Origin of the sequence: Methanoculleus sp. 10 (assembly GCF_913757945.1) — an archaeon.
GTDB lineage: Archaea > Halobacteriota > Methanomicrobia > Methanomicrobiales > Methanoculleaceae > Methanoculleus.
The window spans coordinates 137,922-154,458 of the sequence record NZ_CAJYDP010000007.1 but is presented as its reverse complement, the minus strand read 5'-3'; the positions used below and the strand labels follow the sequence as shown (position 1 = coordinate 154,458).

Annotated in this window: 11 protein-coding genes and 1 pseudogene; 5 read left to right on the top strand and 7 right to left on the bottom strand. The window is 51.1% G+C overall.

Annotated features, from left to right (window positions below):
- Positions 1–5: 5 nt before the first annotated feature.
- The 5 genes from QZ408_RS09805 to QZ408_RS09785 form a co-directional block, all read right to left on the bottom strand.
- Positions 6–1,112, bottom strand: a complete 1,107-nt coding sequence (locus QZ408_RS09805; RefSeq protein WP_292491230.1) for a glycosyltransferase family 4 protein — start codon at positions 1,110–1,112, stop codon at positions 6–8.
- Positions 1,113–1,117: 5 nt separating this feature from the next.
- Positions 1,118–2,080, bottom strand: a complete 963-nt coding sequence (locus QZ408_RS09800) for a glycosyltransferase family 2 protein (protein WP_292491229.1) — start codon at positions 2,078–2,080, stop codon at positions 1,118–1,120.
- 993 nt (positions 2,081–3,073) lie between these two features.
- Complete coding sequence (locus tag QZ408_RS09795) at positions 3,074–3,475, bottom strand: hypothetical protein (RefSeq protein ID WP_292491228.1); 402 nt, start codon at positions 3,473–3,475, stop codon at positions 3,074–3,076.
- A gap of 1,470 nt (positions 3,476–4,945) precedes the next feature.
- Positions 4,946–6,871 (bottom strand): hypothetical protein, encoded by a 1,926-nt coding sequence (locus QZ408_RS09790; protein WP_292491227.1) that lies wholly within the window; start codon positions 6,869–6,871, stop codon positions 4,946–4,948.
- A gap of 449 nt (positions 6,872–7,320) precedes the next feature.
- Entirely contained in the window at positions 7,321–7,698 is a 378-nt protein-coding gene (locus tag QZ408_RS09785; protein WP_292491226.1) for a hypothetical protein, read from the bottom strand.
- A 205-nt stretch (positions 7,699–7,903) separates the two neighbouring features.
- Between QZ408_RS09785 and QZ408_RS09780 the strand changes: the two genes are divergently transcribed.
- The 3 genes and pseudogenes from QZ408_RS09780 to QZ408_RS09770 all read left to right on the top strand — a co-directional run.
- The gene (locus QZ408_RS09780) at positions 7,904–9,049 is read left to right on the top strand and encodes a hypothetical protein (protein ID WP_292491225.1); all 1,146 of its coding nucleotides are present in this window, start codon (positions 7,904–7,906) and stop codon (positions 9,047–9,049) included.
- A gap of 51 nt (positions 9,050–9,100) precedes the next feature.
- A complete protein-coding gene (locus tag QZ408_RS09775; RefSeq protein WP_292491224.1) occupies positions 9,101–9,397 on the top strand; it encodes a hypothetical protein in 297 nt (98 codons plus the stop codon).
- A 271-nt stretch (positions 9,398–9,668) separates the two neighbouring features.
- A pseudogene (locus QZ408_RS09770) lies at positions 9,669–9,972 on the top strand (transposase); the annotation flags it as partial.
- A 783-nt stretch (positions 9,973–10,755) separates the two neighbouring features.
- On the opposite strand, the gene QZ408_RS09765 reads toward QZ408_RS09770, so the two are convergent.
- Entirely contained in the window at positions 10,756–11,325 is a 570-nt protein-coding gene (locus tag QZ408_RS09765) for a hypothetical protein (RefSeq protein WP_292491223.1), read from the bottom strand.
- A gap of 892 nt (positions 11,326–12,217) precedes the next feature.
- Entirely contained in the window at positions 12,218–13,477 is a 1,260-nt protein-coding gene (locus tag QZ408_RS09760) for a transposase (RefSeq protein ID WP_292491222.1), read from the bottom strand.
- A 1,606-nt stretch (positions 13,478–15,083) separates the two neighbouring features.
- Between QZ408_RS09760 and QZ408_RS09755 the strand changes: the two genes are divergently transcribed.
- A complete protein-coding gene (locus QZ408_RS09755; protein ID WP_292491221.1) occupies positions 15,084–15,302 on the top strand; it encodes a hypothetical protein in 219 nt (72 codons plus the stop codon).
- Positions 15,295–16,257: a GNAT family N-acetyltransferase gene (locus tag QZ408_RS09750; protein WP_292491220.1), complete on the top strand. Its 963-nt coding sequence runs from the start codon at positions 15,295–15,297 to the stop codon at positions 16,255–16,257. Before QZ408_RS09755 ends, QZ408_RS09750 begins: the two co-directional genes overlap by 8 nt.
- Positions 16,258–16,537: the final 280 nt, after the last annotated feature.

Genomic DNA, 16,537 nt, shown 5'->3' with positions numbered 1-16,537 from the left:
GTCGGTCACTTCCTAAAATTATCGACAACATCTGTTATCGAGCTCCCCGAAAAGTACTTTTGAATTACGTCGCCATCGACCATATTAGCGCATTCTCCTGTCCGTATTTTGTTGATAGTTTCAATAAATTCAGCCGTTGAGGTAGCGGTATGCACATATTTGGCTAAGCCATCTGGCAGTCCTGCTTTCGCTTCAGGCGTCGCTACAATAGTTTTTCCACACGCCATGGATTCGAGCAACCTGATTTTCATACCACCTGGATTTTTTAGCGGGACAAGAACTAGGTCTGCACCTCGAACATACTCCCCAGGGTTTTCTACCTGTCCCAAGTAATTAATATCCGAATTACTTTCTAGCATAAGTTCCTCCGGAGGGATCCCTGACCCAAAAATATTCACCCGAACACCAGTCATTACCCCTGATTGCTTCAGTGCAGGTATCAGCGAAGTGATAATGTATTTCAGCCCCTCAATATTTTGCTCTCTATCTAAACTACCATAGAAGAGAAGGTTGAATTTATCCTCCCCAAAATCATATTTGGGTCCATCGCTCCTGAATATCGCTGTGTCGACTACTGGGGGGATATAAAATAACTTTTTTTCAGGGAATTTGCTCTTGACGTATTCATAGTCCCTTGGTGAAAGAGCAATGATCGCATCGACATGTTTCATTACGTAATGTTCATAGATCTTCATCGGCAGGTATAGTGAAGATCCATTCCCTTTCAGATACTGCCACTCGATATTGTGCATTACGAGCACGATCGGGATGTTCCGAATAGCTGACACTATTTTTCCAAGATGATAGCATACAGTGCTGACAAAAATAATATCCGCATGAATATCTTTACCAAAACCTAGAGGGAACAGATACTCCGGTTTAAACATCTCTAAGATCTTCGAGCACTTACGCCAGGGGATTATCGAAGGGATGTGCCGCGTTCTGAATGGCACTACCGGGGGCGAGTATCCAGTTTTATCTTCTAGATTGTAGGTAAAATATTCTGTCACCTCATACATCTGCCCCATGTCGCTAAGCAGTTGGAATCGATACCAATCTCCACCACTGTTAATGGGTATGGGATTGTAAACGTCAAAGAATGCAATTTCCATAGTATTCACACCTCTTTTCTTGTCTGGGGCTGTACTATCGATACCGTGGAGTTAAGGATCAATCCGGACGCAACTGATAAAAGTCCAAGAATAAGCACAGTTATTCCTACAGTAAATATGATATAGTGAAACTGCCAGCTCCGGTAGAACTCCGAGGAGGTATAGATCTCAGCACCGAACCCAAGCAGGGTGAGGAGACCACCCGGGATCCCGAAGAAGAACAGCGGCCGCCGATACTCAACCCGCCCCACGATCCTGGCGGGCACCCCAACCTCGCGGGGAACTGGGTTTTTCTTGTGCTTGCGAGGGACATCGTAGGTGACCGAGATCAGGACCTCGGCCAGAAGATGGCCGAGGGGGGCAAAGTGGGCGATCATGTCGGACTCGATGATGGAGCCCTCTGAAGAGAAGGTGAGGTTCTCAAGAACCCGGCGGCTGAGCGCCCGGAAGCCCGACTGGGAGTCGGTCGTCGCAAACCTGCCATCGGTTGAGAGGTTCGTGAACCCGTTGAGGACCGCCTGGCCAGCCCGGCGATAGGTGGGGACATCGGCCTTGATATCGAGGAACCGGGAGCCGATGACGAGGTCCGCCTCGCCCGTGAGCACCGGTGCCGTCATGGCTGGGCTCTCGTCGGGGTCGTGCTGGCCGTCACCGTCGAGCATCACGACGGCCTCGTAGCCGGGGTCCCGTGCCCGGGCAAACCCGGCCATCATCACCTTCACCTTGCCGCCGTTCTCCTCAAACCTGATGATGTTGGCACCGGCGAGCCGGGCGATCACGGCGGTCCGATCGGTTGAACCGTCGTCGACGGCGATCACCCGGTTGACGTACTGCTGTGTCTGGAGGACAATACTCCCGATCACCAACATCCCGTTATACGCCGGGATGGCCACGGCCAGCTCCATCGAGGGTGCCATACCGGTACCCCCCCCGACGGGGGAGACGTGGAGGTTGACCGATTTCGTCATGGACGAACTCCTTGAGAGCGCTGATCTTCGGGGCAGAACGATCCCAGGGGGGCTCGCGATCCCATGATCCCATCTCTCGGAACTGGGTGCCACGGCATGAAAGTAAGGTCTGGAACCAGCTTCTCACGAGCGGTAGACATAATAACTAGCCCCCTGCTCAGCGTGTATGCCGCCATCCGGTCCTAGAACAAATAGATGTTCCCCCAATTTCAGGAGAGCCACTGGTTCGACAAGTTCTACACCTGACATGGAGGGCAACCTCCGCGCCTTTTGGGGGTGGGCATCCCATATAAAGATTTGGGGGCCCGTGCTACGTTGCATAAATATTGAAAACCATTGTTGCTTCCCCTGATTGCCTATCTGAGACCCATGATCCAGGATTGCAAGATTCTCCAAAGAAGCGATCGGTATGTTCCTTTGGGATTTTGGGGTGCTGTACTGCCGTTTACACCACCATCTTGTATGGGTTATACAACGCAGCAGGAACCCGCCCCACAGTTATATGACTGCTTAAACATTGCTCTGGATGAGAGTAACTTGGAAAACTACCATCCATCTCAAAAGGTTCAGATGGTAGTGGCCCAGTAGTCAACTGGTAATACATTAAACAAATAATTTCGCACTTTGTATGCCATAATCTATGCAATTCCAATTGAACTATATTGTTTATGCCCCCTCGGAGTGCCACCATAACCACCTGTCAGACCTCAGCATGCCAATTCATTCTGATCGAAGAGAAGAAAAGCCTCATCAAGAATGGGAAGAATTCCGCGGGAAATCAGCAATATTCCTGCAATCGTTGCCGAACCTATCAACGTCGGAATAAGGTTCCCCCACCCTGATCCCAATTAGTACCGGGTTGAAGTCAAATGGTCGACTGGAGGATTGGTTTATACTCAAGGATCTCGCTCGTGAACGGAAACAGATCACAGGACAGGTCAATATCAGCGAACTCTCTCGCGAGACAGGCTTTGATCGCAAGACTGTAAGGCGTTACCTCAGTTGTGCCAGCCCTCCCGAGACTTCCCGCACCCGGAAAAACCCAGCAAGCTGGACCCCTAAAAACTGTATATCAAGGAGCGACCGGCGAAATACCCCCGATAGAGGCGGGTACGTCTCCTTGAGGAACTCCAGGATCAGGGCTACACCGGCAAAGCCACCATCCTCGACGACTATCTCCGCCAGATTCGGCCGACGGTCCCTGTCCTCACCGAGCTCCGGTATGAAACCAAACCTGGAGAGATGGCGCAGTGCGACTGGTCCGAATGTCGCTACTCCCGTCCCGCCGGTCCTGAGCAGCGGGTCAACTGTTTCTCGATGGTCCTTGGCTACTCCCGGATGCGATATGTTGAGCTCACGCCGTCGCAGAACCTCCCGACGTTCCTCGAATGTCACCTGCACACCTTTGAGTAGTTCAACGGGGTAACCGAGGTTATCCTCTACGACAACCTCCGGAGCGTCGTTCTGAACCGGAAGTATCCTTCGACTGCCTCAGAGTTCCATCCTGTGTTTGTTGACCTTCGGGACCACTTTGGATTCACTGCCCGGCTCTGCAAGGTCTACCGGGCTAAGACCAAGGACAAAGCTTAACGGTCGATCGACTACGCCAAAGACAACTTCCTGTATGGTTGGGAATTTGCTTCGCTTGACGACCCGAACCTTCGTGCCTGGGAGTGGCTGGACGTCGTCAACAGCAAGGTGCACGGGACGACCCACGAGAGAGATCCCGTATGACCGGCTTCCCCGGGAAAACCTTCGCCCGTTCTCATCCTATCCCCCATATATCTTCCAGAAAACCTACCAGTGCAAAGTTTCCCGGAACAGTTGCCTCTCACCGTACGGGAACCTCTATTCCGTTCCCTAGCGATATGCCGGGCGATACGTTGATGTTGTTGCCCGGGATGCCACGGTTCAGGTCTCTGTCGACGACACCGCGATCTGCTCGCATCCCCTACTTGAAGGTAACCATCAGCGTTCCCGGCAGAACGAACACTTAGAAGGTCTCCTCAAGCAGCTCCTCGATGAACCGTGCCGGAGCCCGAAGAACAAGCGGATCGCACAACTGTATCGTTGTGGGGAGTATCCTGTTGAAGAACGGAGTCTTACTCTGTACGACGCTCTCTGGGAAGAGGAGGCGCGACGATGCCCCTCCTTGAACAGGTGCACCAGCACCTAGAGAACCTGAAACTGATGACGATGGAAGCCCTCCTCGACCTGACTCCCCCGTGAGTTAAGCACCTGCGCCATTTTACCCTGAGCACTCCCCTCCAATTTGGTCAAATTTATCCCAAATATCAACAAAATGACTATATTCCAACAATCTAAACAGGGGGCTAATTTGCTTAATTATTAAGCACATCGATCAACCTAAATATCGTCAAATGTCCGGCCATATTGGGATTTGACCGTGTTTTGGATAGATGTGCGCTTAAGACTCCGAAACTCACCGAAACTCAGGTGCCTCCTCAGCTCCCCCGCCCGGCCTCCAGCCTCTCTCCAAGGGACAGTGCGCGGTGAAAAACCGGGGGAGCCGTGCCTGGGCGGGATCCTGGATGCGACCTTCCGGAGCGGACAGATAGAGGTTCCAACAGAGCCGTTCCCGTCACCTCATCGTGGATAAGGACGACCAGCTGGACCGAAACAGGGTTTCAACCGCAGATTAGGGAAAAATGAACGACATTCCAGCCCAGCAAGTTTCAGCATCTTTTCGCTCTCTTCCGAGACGAAAATCGTTCGAAAACATAAGTTATGTAGTGTCAACCCCTTCAACGACCTGATGGAGATGCGGCACCCTTAACTAAGCCCGGCGAGCGCTTCGAGGCGGTGCTATATGGCAGATCGGCCGGTGCGTTTTCCCAAGATCCGTCAGTCTGCGAAGTAGTATATATCGACCCCATAGTTTGAGTAAATCTTATCCTCTGTAGACAATCTACTTGTCATCTTCCGAATATTTTCTTCTGTCGGGAGGTAGGGTTGAACGCTCTCTGGATCAAACTCATCGCCCTTCCCGAAGACTAAACCATCGCACCTGAACTGGTTATCCGGAAGAATGATATACCCTCTTTCCCCTGATGCCTCCAGATCATCCTCCATCAAGTGACTAGTGTAGTAGGGCAACCCCAAGCGTTCAGATTGATCGAGTTTTTGTCTTGTGAAGAATCGCCACGTGTAGTAATCCGCGTGCAGAGAAGACCCACTCGGCACCGCCCTCAGTACATGGTCAAACCCGGCTATTTCAACCTGGTCGAAGGAGTCACGTTCGTAACTCAGTTCATCAGCCTCAGCTTTAACAAACACAAGAGAACCGATGCCGTAGAGGACGACCAGAGCGACCAGCAGTACCCCGACCACTCTTTTCGGCACCTTCACAGTGGTCAGGTATCGGCTGAAGGTATATAGTCCAAAACCCGTAGCAATGGCAAGAAACGGTAGGAATAGCAGCGCAAATCGATCGATATTAAGAATGGTCACTAATTGGAACATCATGGTAAGAACGGTGGGAACACTCAGGAGGATTGCCAAGAGCCCTAACACGCCAAATACAATAGAACACCTCGGTTGCTGCTTCCATACAAGATAGATCGCCCCTGTCAAAGCGAAGAATACGATAAGTAAGATGTCGATCTGGTTCACTAGATAACTCAGGCCCGAGGAGGACATCCCGCCGATGAAGACGATACTCTGATATAGTGACGGATCGGTGCGTGGGAACAGCTCTCCCAGAAAGGAGTAGGCTATGAAGAGCCAATAGGAGGCGCATAGAGTAATGGGCACCATCAAGAAGACCGGAGTCACGTGAGTATTATCGTGAATATATAATTCGAAGACGAAGAGGAGGCCGAGCAGGATGATGATTATGGGTGTAGATATCTGGTGGACCAAAAGTATGAAAATGACCGTAATCACAACAAAAATTTTCCTGATAGTGGGTCTGGCGACGGCATATCCTACATCTGTTCCTGGGTTTGTCAGGGAGTAGAGCAGGTACAGAAGGATGAGAAATCCAACATAGGCCATGGTCCTCGTCACCATATACCTGCCATAGAATACGACGTCGGCGTTCATAGCGTACATAAGAGCAGTTATGAGCGCGATCTGCTCGTTACGGAATATGATGTTGACCAGGCAGTACAGGAACAACACCGTCGAGGAGAAAATCAAGCCTGTGATGACAAAGAGGGAAGTCTGAATATCCAGTCCAAGGACATGCGAAGAGATGGCAACAAACACGTGGTACAGGGGAAAGTAAGTGTAATTCCCGAGTTCTCCCGGGATGACATGCCCTGATAGGTAGGTGACGGTGGACATATAGGTATGTGGCAAAATATCCGTCCACCCAAAGTACAGGGCCGACCGCAGGGTATAACTGTAGATCGTGACGGCAAGGGTGAGCATGATCTCGAGGAGCACTACCCCGGGTATCAGCCCCCGGGATAAAATCTGGATAAAAATTATGGCGTACAGGACAAGTATCACCAGCAGGCCCCATTTTGATTCGGCAGGAGTTATTAGAAGGACCAGAATGGTGAGCGTGTAGAATAGCGGGAACAGCATCAGGGACTTTGAGCGGTTGTATGAAAATACTTCAGTCTTCCCTGAGGGATCGAGATCCTGTCTTTTAATGAGAATGAACGCGAACGAACCCAAGATTGCTGAAACCGCCATAATTGAGCCGTTGATAAGGGTGCTCATCTTGCCGACCAGGAGACAGAATATACAACCTGCGATATAGGTGAGCAATATGAGGTACGGGGAGATATTGGCTATCCTTTCCAACAAGCGGATCTTCATTCCGAATTTCATTCCTCAATTTGAATGGAGACCGTCTTCGGTATTCGTATCTAATAAACTTTTACCTTACCGGGTGTAGGTTCTTTAGAGCCTATAAAACCAGGCTTTTGAAGCATAATGGTTTCTCCTTTTTCGGTCATTCGGTGGTTTCGTGAGAGCACCGCTTCTCCCTCCCCCGTTGTCCCCCGTTGGGGCAGGTGTCCGCGAGTTTTATCCTGAACTCCGCATGAGTTAGGGGATATATTTTATTCTCTGCTCCTTTTCAGCATTCCCTGCTGCAGAAGGGAAGATCTACATGATCATAATTCCTAATCCCTAATATGTGAGGAGTTTGGGGTTAACTCGCTTTCAAGACTGCCGTAGTCGCGGACGTTGAAACTAGTAATGTACTGACCGTCGCTAAAACGGAAAGTGGTTTTGCCTTTTCCCAGCTCCCGGATCTCAACACCTTAAATCTTGAGGGATATACCTTCCTGCACCTCTCTGACAACCTCTCCGTTCCTGTTGATGAGCTGGAACTTCAGCAGCAGGGCGGTTCCGCCCTGAAGCACGAACCCTTCGTTCGTCACCGAAGACAGCCACCGAACCTCAAGCATACCCTTCCCGAAGCTTGCGGTGAGGGTCGCGTCGCTCTCCGGCACGATATATTCGAAGCTCACCTCGGTGCTCACCGTATTGCCTTCCCTGCCAGTCCAGCTGACGAACGTGTAGCCGTCGTTTGATGTGGTCGTGACGAGGATCGTGGCTCCCGCCGTGTAGGTGCCGGCCCGGGTGACGGTGCCGCTCCCTTTAGGATTCACGACGAGGTCGAGTGTGTAGGTCGTCATCAGATATGTGACTCATAGATAGCCAACGCCCCTCTGCTTGGCAACATCTGGAGGTCGCTCATCGCGGCGGATCTCGCAGTGAGGTCGAGGTAGTTGTATCAAAGACACACCCAGTCGCCTGAGCCGAGCCCGCTGGTTGACAACAGCGGGCTGATGTTGCCGATCTGGCAAAAGTATATTTATCAACACACGAAACACCAAGTTTATGCGAAATCGGGGAGATAACGAATTAATCCAGGAGATTTCCTTAGCGAAAGAACGACTCCATAAAAAGTTACTGGCGCTTGACATTGGATCTCTGGGTATTACAGAATACAATCAGCGATATTTAGGAGATAAACTAGAAAATATTGGTGGACAGTTGGATTTATATGGGTATCTACTCAGACTGTGCTTATCCAATAATTCATTATCGGTTCAGCAGTCAGCGTTTGTCGATTACGGGGGGGGATCGGGGATATTATCTCTTTTGGCAAAGGAATTGGGGATAGCAAAAGTCATATATAACGATATTTATGATGGATCCTGCAATGATGTAGGAATTCTTTCAAATGCCCTAGGATTACCACTAGACTCTATCATCTGCGGAGACGTTGAGGATCTGATATCATTCGTTCAGGGTAACTCACTCACTATCAATTCAATGGCCTCTTATGATGTTTTAGAGCACCTCTATGATGTAAAAGACCATTTTAATAAGTTAGCTTCTCTTCAGGAAGACTATTTCCGGATTGTGTACGCGTCAGGCGCCAATATCAAAAACCCACGGATAGTAAGGTATCTCCAAAAACAGCAAGTGAGAGCCGAGCACGAGAGCAGAGAAAAGATGTGGGGACACAAAGAAAGAGACTCACTCAGCGCCTATTATGATATGAGGAAGGAGATTATTACATCCCATGCATCAGGATTAGATTCTGATGAGATTGAACGAATAGCCAGAGCCACTAGGGGGCTCATGACTTCTGATATCATAGCCTGTGTAGATGAATACCTGCATCAAGGATATATCTCTTACAGTAATGACCATCCAACAAATACCTGTGACCCCTCTACCGGAAATTGGTGTGAACACCTGATGGAAACCGAATGGCTCGAAGGTATTCTTAAAGAATCAGGCTACTCAGTTGAGATCATGAGCGGGTATTATCATTGTTCACGATCCCTATCATTACCTAAAAGGATCATCTGTTCTCTCTTAGATAATTTAATCCATCTATTAGGAAGGCGCGGTTTATTTGTAGCGCCGTACTTCATCATTTTCGCTGAACGTAATGCACAGGAGAGAGTTTCCAAAAGTCCCCGTAAGTACAATGGTTGTCCCCAAACAACTCTAGTGGACCATTTCACCTAATTTCTCCCATGCATCCTAACTTTTTTATTGAGGTGCATCCCATAACGCGGCATGAATAAAATTTATCGTGTTGATTTGACCAAATCTGAGCGCTCCCAACTCATGGCCCTCATTAAGCGCGGGACCGCTCCTGCCTATCGTATCCGCAATGCCCAGACCCTCCTGAACGCCGATATCACTGCTGAAGATGGCGGTCCCCGAATACCGATGCAAGCGATCCCGCCGTATCTTCATTGTCACTCCAAGACCGTCTCAAACGTCCGGAAACGGTTTGTCGAGCAGGGGCTGGAAGGTGCTCTGGGGCGCAAACAGCGCGACACCCCGCCAACCCCCCATCCTCGACGGTGAGAAGGAGGCCCGGCTCATCACGCTTGCCTGCAGCACCCCGCTGGAGGGGCGATCACGCAGGACCTTACAGTTGCCTGCCGATACCCTCGTTGAACTCAAGATTGTTGAGAGGGAACTCGGCCAGTACGGTTTGCCGGGTCTGCTGTGTTGCATAAATCTGGTCCTTCGACCCAAGCAGAGAATTTGCCGGACGTCCCCTCCGCCCCTTTCATGCCCAAGAAAGAACGCTGGGGACGCCCGTACCCTGACACTCGCGACTAGAGTCTATAGAATGAGCGCCTGGTGCGGCGCGGGGAGTTCTACCTCTCACTCTAGTTCGTCGAACAGTGGGAGGACCTCTCGCCCAGATGAACGCCGACAAGCGCGGTCGGCCATATCAATATCCCGAGCCGTTCATTGCATGGATGGCTTGCATTCACGTCTTCCTCCAGATGCCCTACCACCAGATGGAGGGGTTTGTCCGGAAACTCGCGCCCTTCCTCCCCAATCTCATGGCGGCAGACTATACCACCCTCTTCCGCCGGATCCAACGCCGGGATCTCTCACTCACCGTAAAACCCGAGATCCTCGCCGAATTTGGCTACAACGCCGAAGGTGCCTGGTTGCCGCAGGTCAACATCGCCCTCCTCAGCACCGCAACAGCACCCGGTATGCGACGTGGATCCCTCTCACTGATCACTTCTTCTACCACAAGCAGCCCATTCATGCCGGGAAACACGAAGTCGATGGTCTGATACTCTACCTCTACGAGGGTGCCGATTTCGCAGTCGAAGAGCAGACGACGTTCTACCGCCTGCTGGGGGGAGGAGCGATCGACCGGGAAGCGCTGAACCAGCGGTTGAAACGTGCTGGCAGGATCCAGCTCCTCTCCTCGATCGCGGCACAGCCACAGGAGATCTACAAACGGTATAGGTCCCGGACCTAGGCTAAGAACCATTTTGCGGCATTCAAGGGCCTGATCCAGGCGGATAAACTCTATCTCCGGGATGCCACGGGGATCTTCGGCCATGTCTTCGTCGGATACCTCTGCCTCTACCTCCATTGCTGGATTCTGGACCGGATCAAGCAGGCGGGGCTGTCAGCCCATCTCACGCCGCAGGGGCTGCTCCTGAAACTCTCAAAGGTGTATTCAGTGGTCTACGAGGAGGAGAAACGGATGACCGAGGTGCCGGAGCAGGTACGGGAGATCGCCGAGAAACTCAACCTCGATACATTCCCTAATGTGTGAGGAGTTTGGGTTCAAGATTGCCGCAAATATGCACTGCTCTGACGGCACAAGGAGAGGCAGACTCTCCGCACTTATCCACCAGGGGATAGTGAGAGTCGTGCATCCGGAGTGCAGGAACGACTGGAAGGCGTCAGGGTTCAGTCCGTTTCAACCAGGCTTCCCTCCAGAAGAGCAAGCAAGACCTGTCACAATCATTGTGCCTCTTCCCATCGCAGTATACTCCCTCCAGAAAGACTGTAGGACTTCTTAGTTTCCTTACTTCACCATTCGATTCAAGGGTGATTGAACGTACCTTTTTAAATACACGGTATTTTTTCCCACAAAAATCCTCCATTTCCGGCATAAAGTATAGGCCTTGATATCTCTCTCTTTCATCGAGCGTGGAGCGTATCTCATCCAAAGACCGGACCTGGACAAATTCACCAGGCTGCAGATCAAGTGCCTCTTTCACAGATATAACCTCCTTTTGGGTAATTGTCAGTCGATTTGTGTCGCAAATGTTGTCATTAGTAGGTAAAATCTCCGGCCGAACCTGTTGCCACAATGAAACGACGTATGGGACCTGTTTAACAACAGGTATCAGAGGAGCCTTGATAGAATCGTTCCAGGCCCTCCGCGCGAGAAATTCGTATGATGGCCGCGTAAATCCATATACCTCCTGAGCCATGAAGGTACAGGGCTTTGCATGGTTGTCCTCCATATTACTCCCCCCACTTTTTCACCGATAAATCAGATTTCAGACACCTCTGACCAACAGCTGCACATTTAAACGTGCCTTTTGCACTTATCAGGGATTCTGCCAGTATATTTTGGGTAGTTGTCTCAGAAAGATGCAGGACCAACCACACCCTTTTCTTCTCACCCAATCCTATGACTGGCATAGACTCCTGATGTGCTAGGCTCAGGGCATTATACTACATAATTCTTTCTCCCAAGTTTCATGCCCTCATCTCATCCTTCCTGTGTTCTCCTTTCCTGGAGACCGTCGCGGCAACCATCGAGCGTGACTATTATGCTCTGGAAATCCCCCGCCATCAATATTCTGTCTCGTTAATGCTCAAACTCTTGGTCATCAAGTGTTTTCGCAGCCTCTTCTATGCCCGCATCATCCTGTTCCTCACCCCAGAGGATCCTCTGCCACATCCCACAACGCTTCACCACTTTGTGAAGTACCGTCTTGGGGTCGACGGTCTGAACCGGTTATGGCCTTGATCGGTACCGCGCTCGCGCGCTGCCTTGATGACGAGCGGATCGGCATCATCGATTCCACCACGCTGGAAGCATCACAGTACAGCAAGTATGTCGGGTATCATCTCCTAAAGCACACATCTCCCATCTGGGCAGGTACCCGCTACGGATGGTGTATTCTCCGGAAACTGATGCCGACGTCATGCGCCTTCCGGCACTCATCGAGATCGTTGAACCCATACAACCGCACCATGGCTGGATGTTGCTTGATACCGCGTATAATCTCGAGGCACATGCTCTCAGGTCCGGTATCGCCCGCATGCCAGGCCACGATCGTTCTCCGAGCGGGGACGGTCGTGCAGGAGGAAGACACAGTGAACCGCATTCGTTACTGGGCGAGTGAACTACCCCCCGCTTGCGCAGGGGGCTTCCTGCGAGTGCCCGGGGGTCTCGGGGATCCTCGGACCTGTTTGTCGCAGATTACCGGCGAACTGCCGGTAGCCCGTCCACAGGGCATTCTGTGATAGGAACCGTACCATGATGTTGACCGCACTGTTGTGGTCGCGATCGATGCAGTTCCCGCAGGCACAGTCCATAACGCGGTTCCCGAGCGGCATCTCGTGAACCGCTCCGCAGACACAGCAGGTCTTCGTCGTGTACTGTTCATCGATTGGTATTACTCTCTTACCTGCAAGGGCTGCCTTGTAGGTTAACAATCCGATGAACCGTGAGAGGTGTCCCGCGTTCTGGGTGGCCCGGTTGAGTCCGGGCGTGGCCTGCTTTGACTTGGGCATCTGCTTGACGGAGAGGTCGCCAACCAGGATCGTGGCGGCCCGGGTGTTCGAAACGAGGTTCCTGCTCAGTTTGTGCTGGAAGTCTCTGAGCTGGTTGCTCCGCTTCCGCTCCATCGTCCGCTTGACGCGGTTGAGCCGCTGCCACTGCCGGCTCTTCCTTTTGCAGTGGTCCCTCCGGGCCTGCACGGCATCAATCTTCGGGTTCCAATACCTGTCCGGCCGGGCATTCCTGACTTCAAGGAACTTGCCGGAGGTGTTGACTGCGACGTGCTTCGTGACCCCGAGGTCCCAGGCCTGGTAGATCCCGTTGTCAACGTACTTCTGGTCCGGCTGAACCTCGTGGACGAGGGAGACGTAATACGCTTCCTGCAGATCGTCGTAGAAGAGATCCACCTGCTTGACGTTGAGGAACGTCCGATCTTCGGGCAGATCGAACGCCAGCGGAATGTCGTTGTAAAAGTGCGAGAACCGGATCCGGCCATCGGGGATCTTGAACCCGCTCTGGTTGTAGCGGAGCGTGCAGAAATGATCTCTCCCCTTGAACCCCGGGGGGTTGGCATCTTCGTCGCCGTTCTGCCGGAGCGCGAAGAACGACTTGAAGTTGTCGTCCAGCGATTTGAGGGTGGTCTGCAGAACTTTGGAGTAGACCCACCGGTACTCGGGATACTGCTTCTTCAGGTCGGGAAGAGCGTTCGCCTGCTGCACATACCCGATGTACTGCTTGTCGGCCCGATTCTTGTTCTCCTGGTAGTTCTGGTTTCGTTCGGCAAGAGCGAAGTTGTAGAGTAACCGGCATTTTTCGGAGAGGTGCCAGAGCACATCGGCCTGATCGGGTGTCACCTGAATCTTGATCTTGGTGGCAAGGTGCATCTGGATACTCTCCTGTCGGGTATCCCATGGGGTATCTGCAGTTCTTTTGCTATAAAGAAGAGCCGTGCGGAGTGAAAGTGAAGAAAGGGCGCCACTTTCATCCCCCCGCGTGCGCAGGGGGTCTTCCCGCTCCGCCCCTTTCACCCCCGCAAGATAAACACTGGAAAGCAGGAGGAGGTGTGCACGCTCCTCTGGAAGAGCAGTTGACATTCTTCTCTCTTCCAGCAGGGAAGAGCGAAACAGGTCTGTCAGGATGTTCTTTCGGAACGAAAAAATCCGCGAACCCTTGAGTTCCCAACACTCCTGCAACGCCGCAACAATTTCAAACACGCGTACAGCCACATCCGGCAACCGTCGTGTTCCATCTCAAAGGGATCCGACACAAGAGTCAAGAAATCTTCATACTCCCCAACTTCATCGTATATCGACTTGTCCTCGTGGTCGGGTATATGGCAGGGATCGAGAGCCCGGGTGTGCTGAGCACGCTGGTCTGAGCGGCAACGCTCAAAAACCAGGCGAATTTGACCGAATGAGCGCAACAAACGTTTCTTGGGGCAGATCTCGGTTCGTTCGAGTGTCAGGACAGCACCTTCAAATGAGAGGGGAAGGCCAGAGAAGGAGAGAGGGTCCGGGTGCGCAACTCGATAAAGCAACGGGGGCACTCATGGGATGCTTCGAGATTCTAATCGATATGAACCAACGTCTGAGCTGAAGCAGGAGCAGCTCAACATGATTCAATACAAAACGGTTGTAGATTATGCAGGTCTCGATAGAGTTGGCTATGATGCGAAGTGTCGTACCGGCTGATGCAAACTTGCCTATCCAACACAGAAGCCAAGTGTGGATGAGCAGTACACATCTTACAGGGCGCCTGTCCAACGTTTTGGGGCTCCTTGGAGATGGACGACGTAGCGTTCGCCGAGAGAAGATGTCTGAAAAGGGATAATTGGCAACGGGGGGTGGACGGGAGATCGTTAAAAGTGGCTGAAGAACCCTATACAATCTCATTTCAACCAAATAAGATCGGTAACCCCGGAAGAACGAAGTGGGGAAATCCATATCTCGGCTCCTTGAGATACTATTCACCCCGGGTGGCGGAACAATACTGAGATGTAGCTCAGCGCAGAAGAATCAGCGAGGATTATTATCCCCAATATAGCACCAGAATTAAAGAAGATCCAGATGTTGCTAAGCAGAAAGTACAAAACTATTACTACTGACTAAGAGTCGTAGTGTGTTGAACAGGAAGTTATTTTACATCTGAAAAATAGTGAGTTGAAGGAGAGATCGGGATTATCGCTGAAGTCGGCTGGAAGATCGGGCTCCACGGTGATCACTGGATCTACTGCGACCCGCAAGCCCCCGCGGCTGAGAAGCAGAGACCGGAGGCGCCCCTCGGCCAGCCGGTCATCGGCTACCGGAACCACTACCTTCGGCTCCGGTCCCAGAGAGCCGGGAGCACCTCAGCCGTGCCGGGTTCTGCTACGACACCACCATCGGGTATGCCGACTGTGTCAGGTTCAGGAACGGGATGTGCCATCCTTCCAAGCCCTATGACCTCCGGGTTGGCCGAGAGATTAATATCCTGGAGATTCCTCTTGCAGCTATGGATCGCACGCTCTACCGGTGCATGCGGCTCGGCGCTGGGGAAACCTGGGATGTTACCCGCTACCTCATCGACACACCCATGCTCTGTCATGGGGTTTTACCCTTCTCCGGCACAACATCTACATTCTACGAGAAGATTCTGCGGTGCTGTAAGGAGAAGGTGGCGTGGATGGCGAGCGGGAAGGAAATAAGGGGATGGTGGGAGAACAATGAGTGAGCCAAAACTTGTGACAAGGATACTTGAAAAAACAGAATATTCTGAGTGGGATAAGTTGGTAGAATCATCCCCACAGGGAACGATATTTTCAACTTCAAACTGGCTTTCTATAACCTCTAATGCATTAAAGATCGATTTTGCCATATATGGTTGCTTTTCTGAAGGTCAACTTATTGGTGGCTGCCCGCTTTTCCATAAGAAGCGTTTTGGACTATTGAATTTTGCATCAAACACATGTGGACTGATGCCATACAGTGGAGTTGTACTCAAACACATATCAGATAGCAGCGTCAGAAGATTTGAAAGACAGCAGAATAATATCCTGACATCTATAGCGGCGTTTTTTGAACAAATGGGGACTATCCAAGTTGAAGTGTGCAATCCTCCGAAGTTATTTGATATCCGTTCCTTCACTCAAAGAGGGTGGAAGAGTGAAACCAGATATACCTATTTCTTAGATCTCGAAAATCTTAATTACTCACGAAATGTAAGGCGTAATATTACGAATGCAACGGAAGATGGAATCTCTGTGAGCAGATCTTGGGATATTGAAGCGTATTACTCACTATTTCAACAGACTTTTGAGCATCAAGGATTGAAGGCCCCTGTCCCCAAAGGGTATTTGGAAAACTTATGCGAACATATAGCAAATAATAGCCTGGGAGAGATGTGGATTGCAAAGACACATGACGAACAATGGATAGCAGCAGATATTTTTCTGCGCGACAATAATTATCTCCACCGATGGGCAGCTGTGACTGATCCAGATTTAAGAAAAGATGGGGGGAGCTATTTACTCTTAGATACAGTATTCAATAATTATCTAGACAAAGGTATGAGTACTGTGAATTTGATGGCAGCCAACACACCCCATCTTGCTAAGTTTATCACTGGGTTTAACCCGTATTTGCATCCTTATTTCGCTGTCAGTAAGAGTCCCTCAATACTGCGTTGATATCAGATGTACTTCGAGGTAAAATGTTAGACATAGGATCACACAGAATATTTCGCCTACTCAACCTCGTTCCGGGCAGTGGAATAATCGCCGTATTAACCCCCGGCCGAGCACATCATTTGGGGATATATGCCGGTAACAGGAGATGCGTGCCTTAATCATGTGGCAGCACCCCCCCGATGGGTTGTAAAGGCGCAACGTCGGGATTTATCCGGTAGAGCCGCCTGGGTACCTACTCTCCTTTAATCGCTAGAGGATACGGTAACTGAACCCTAAACTC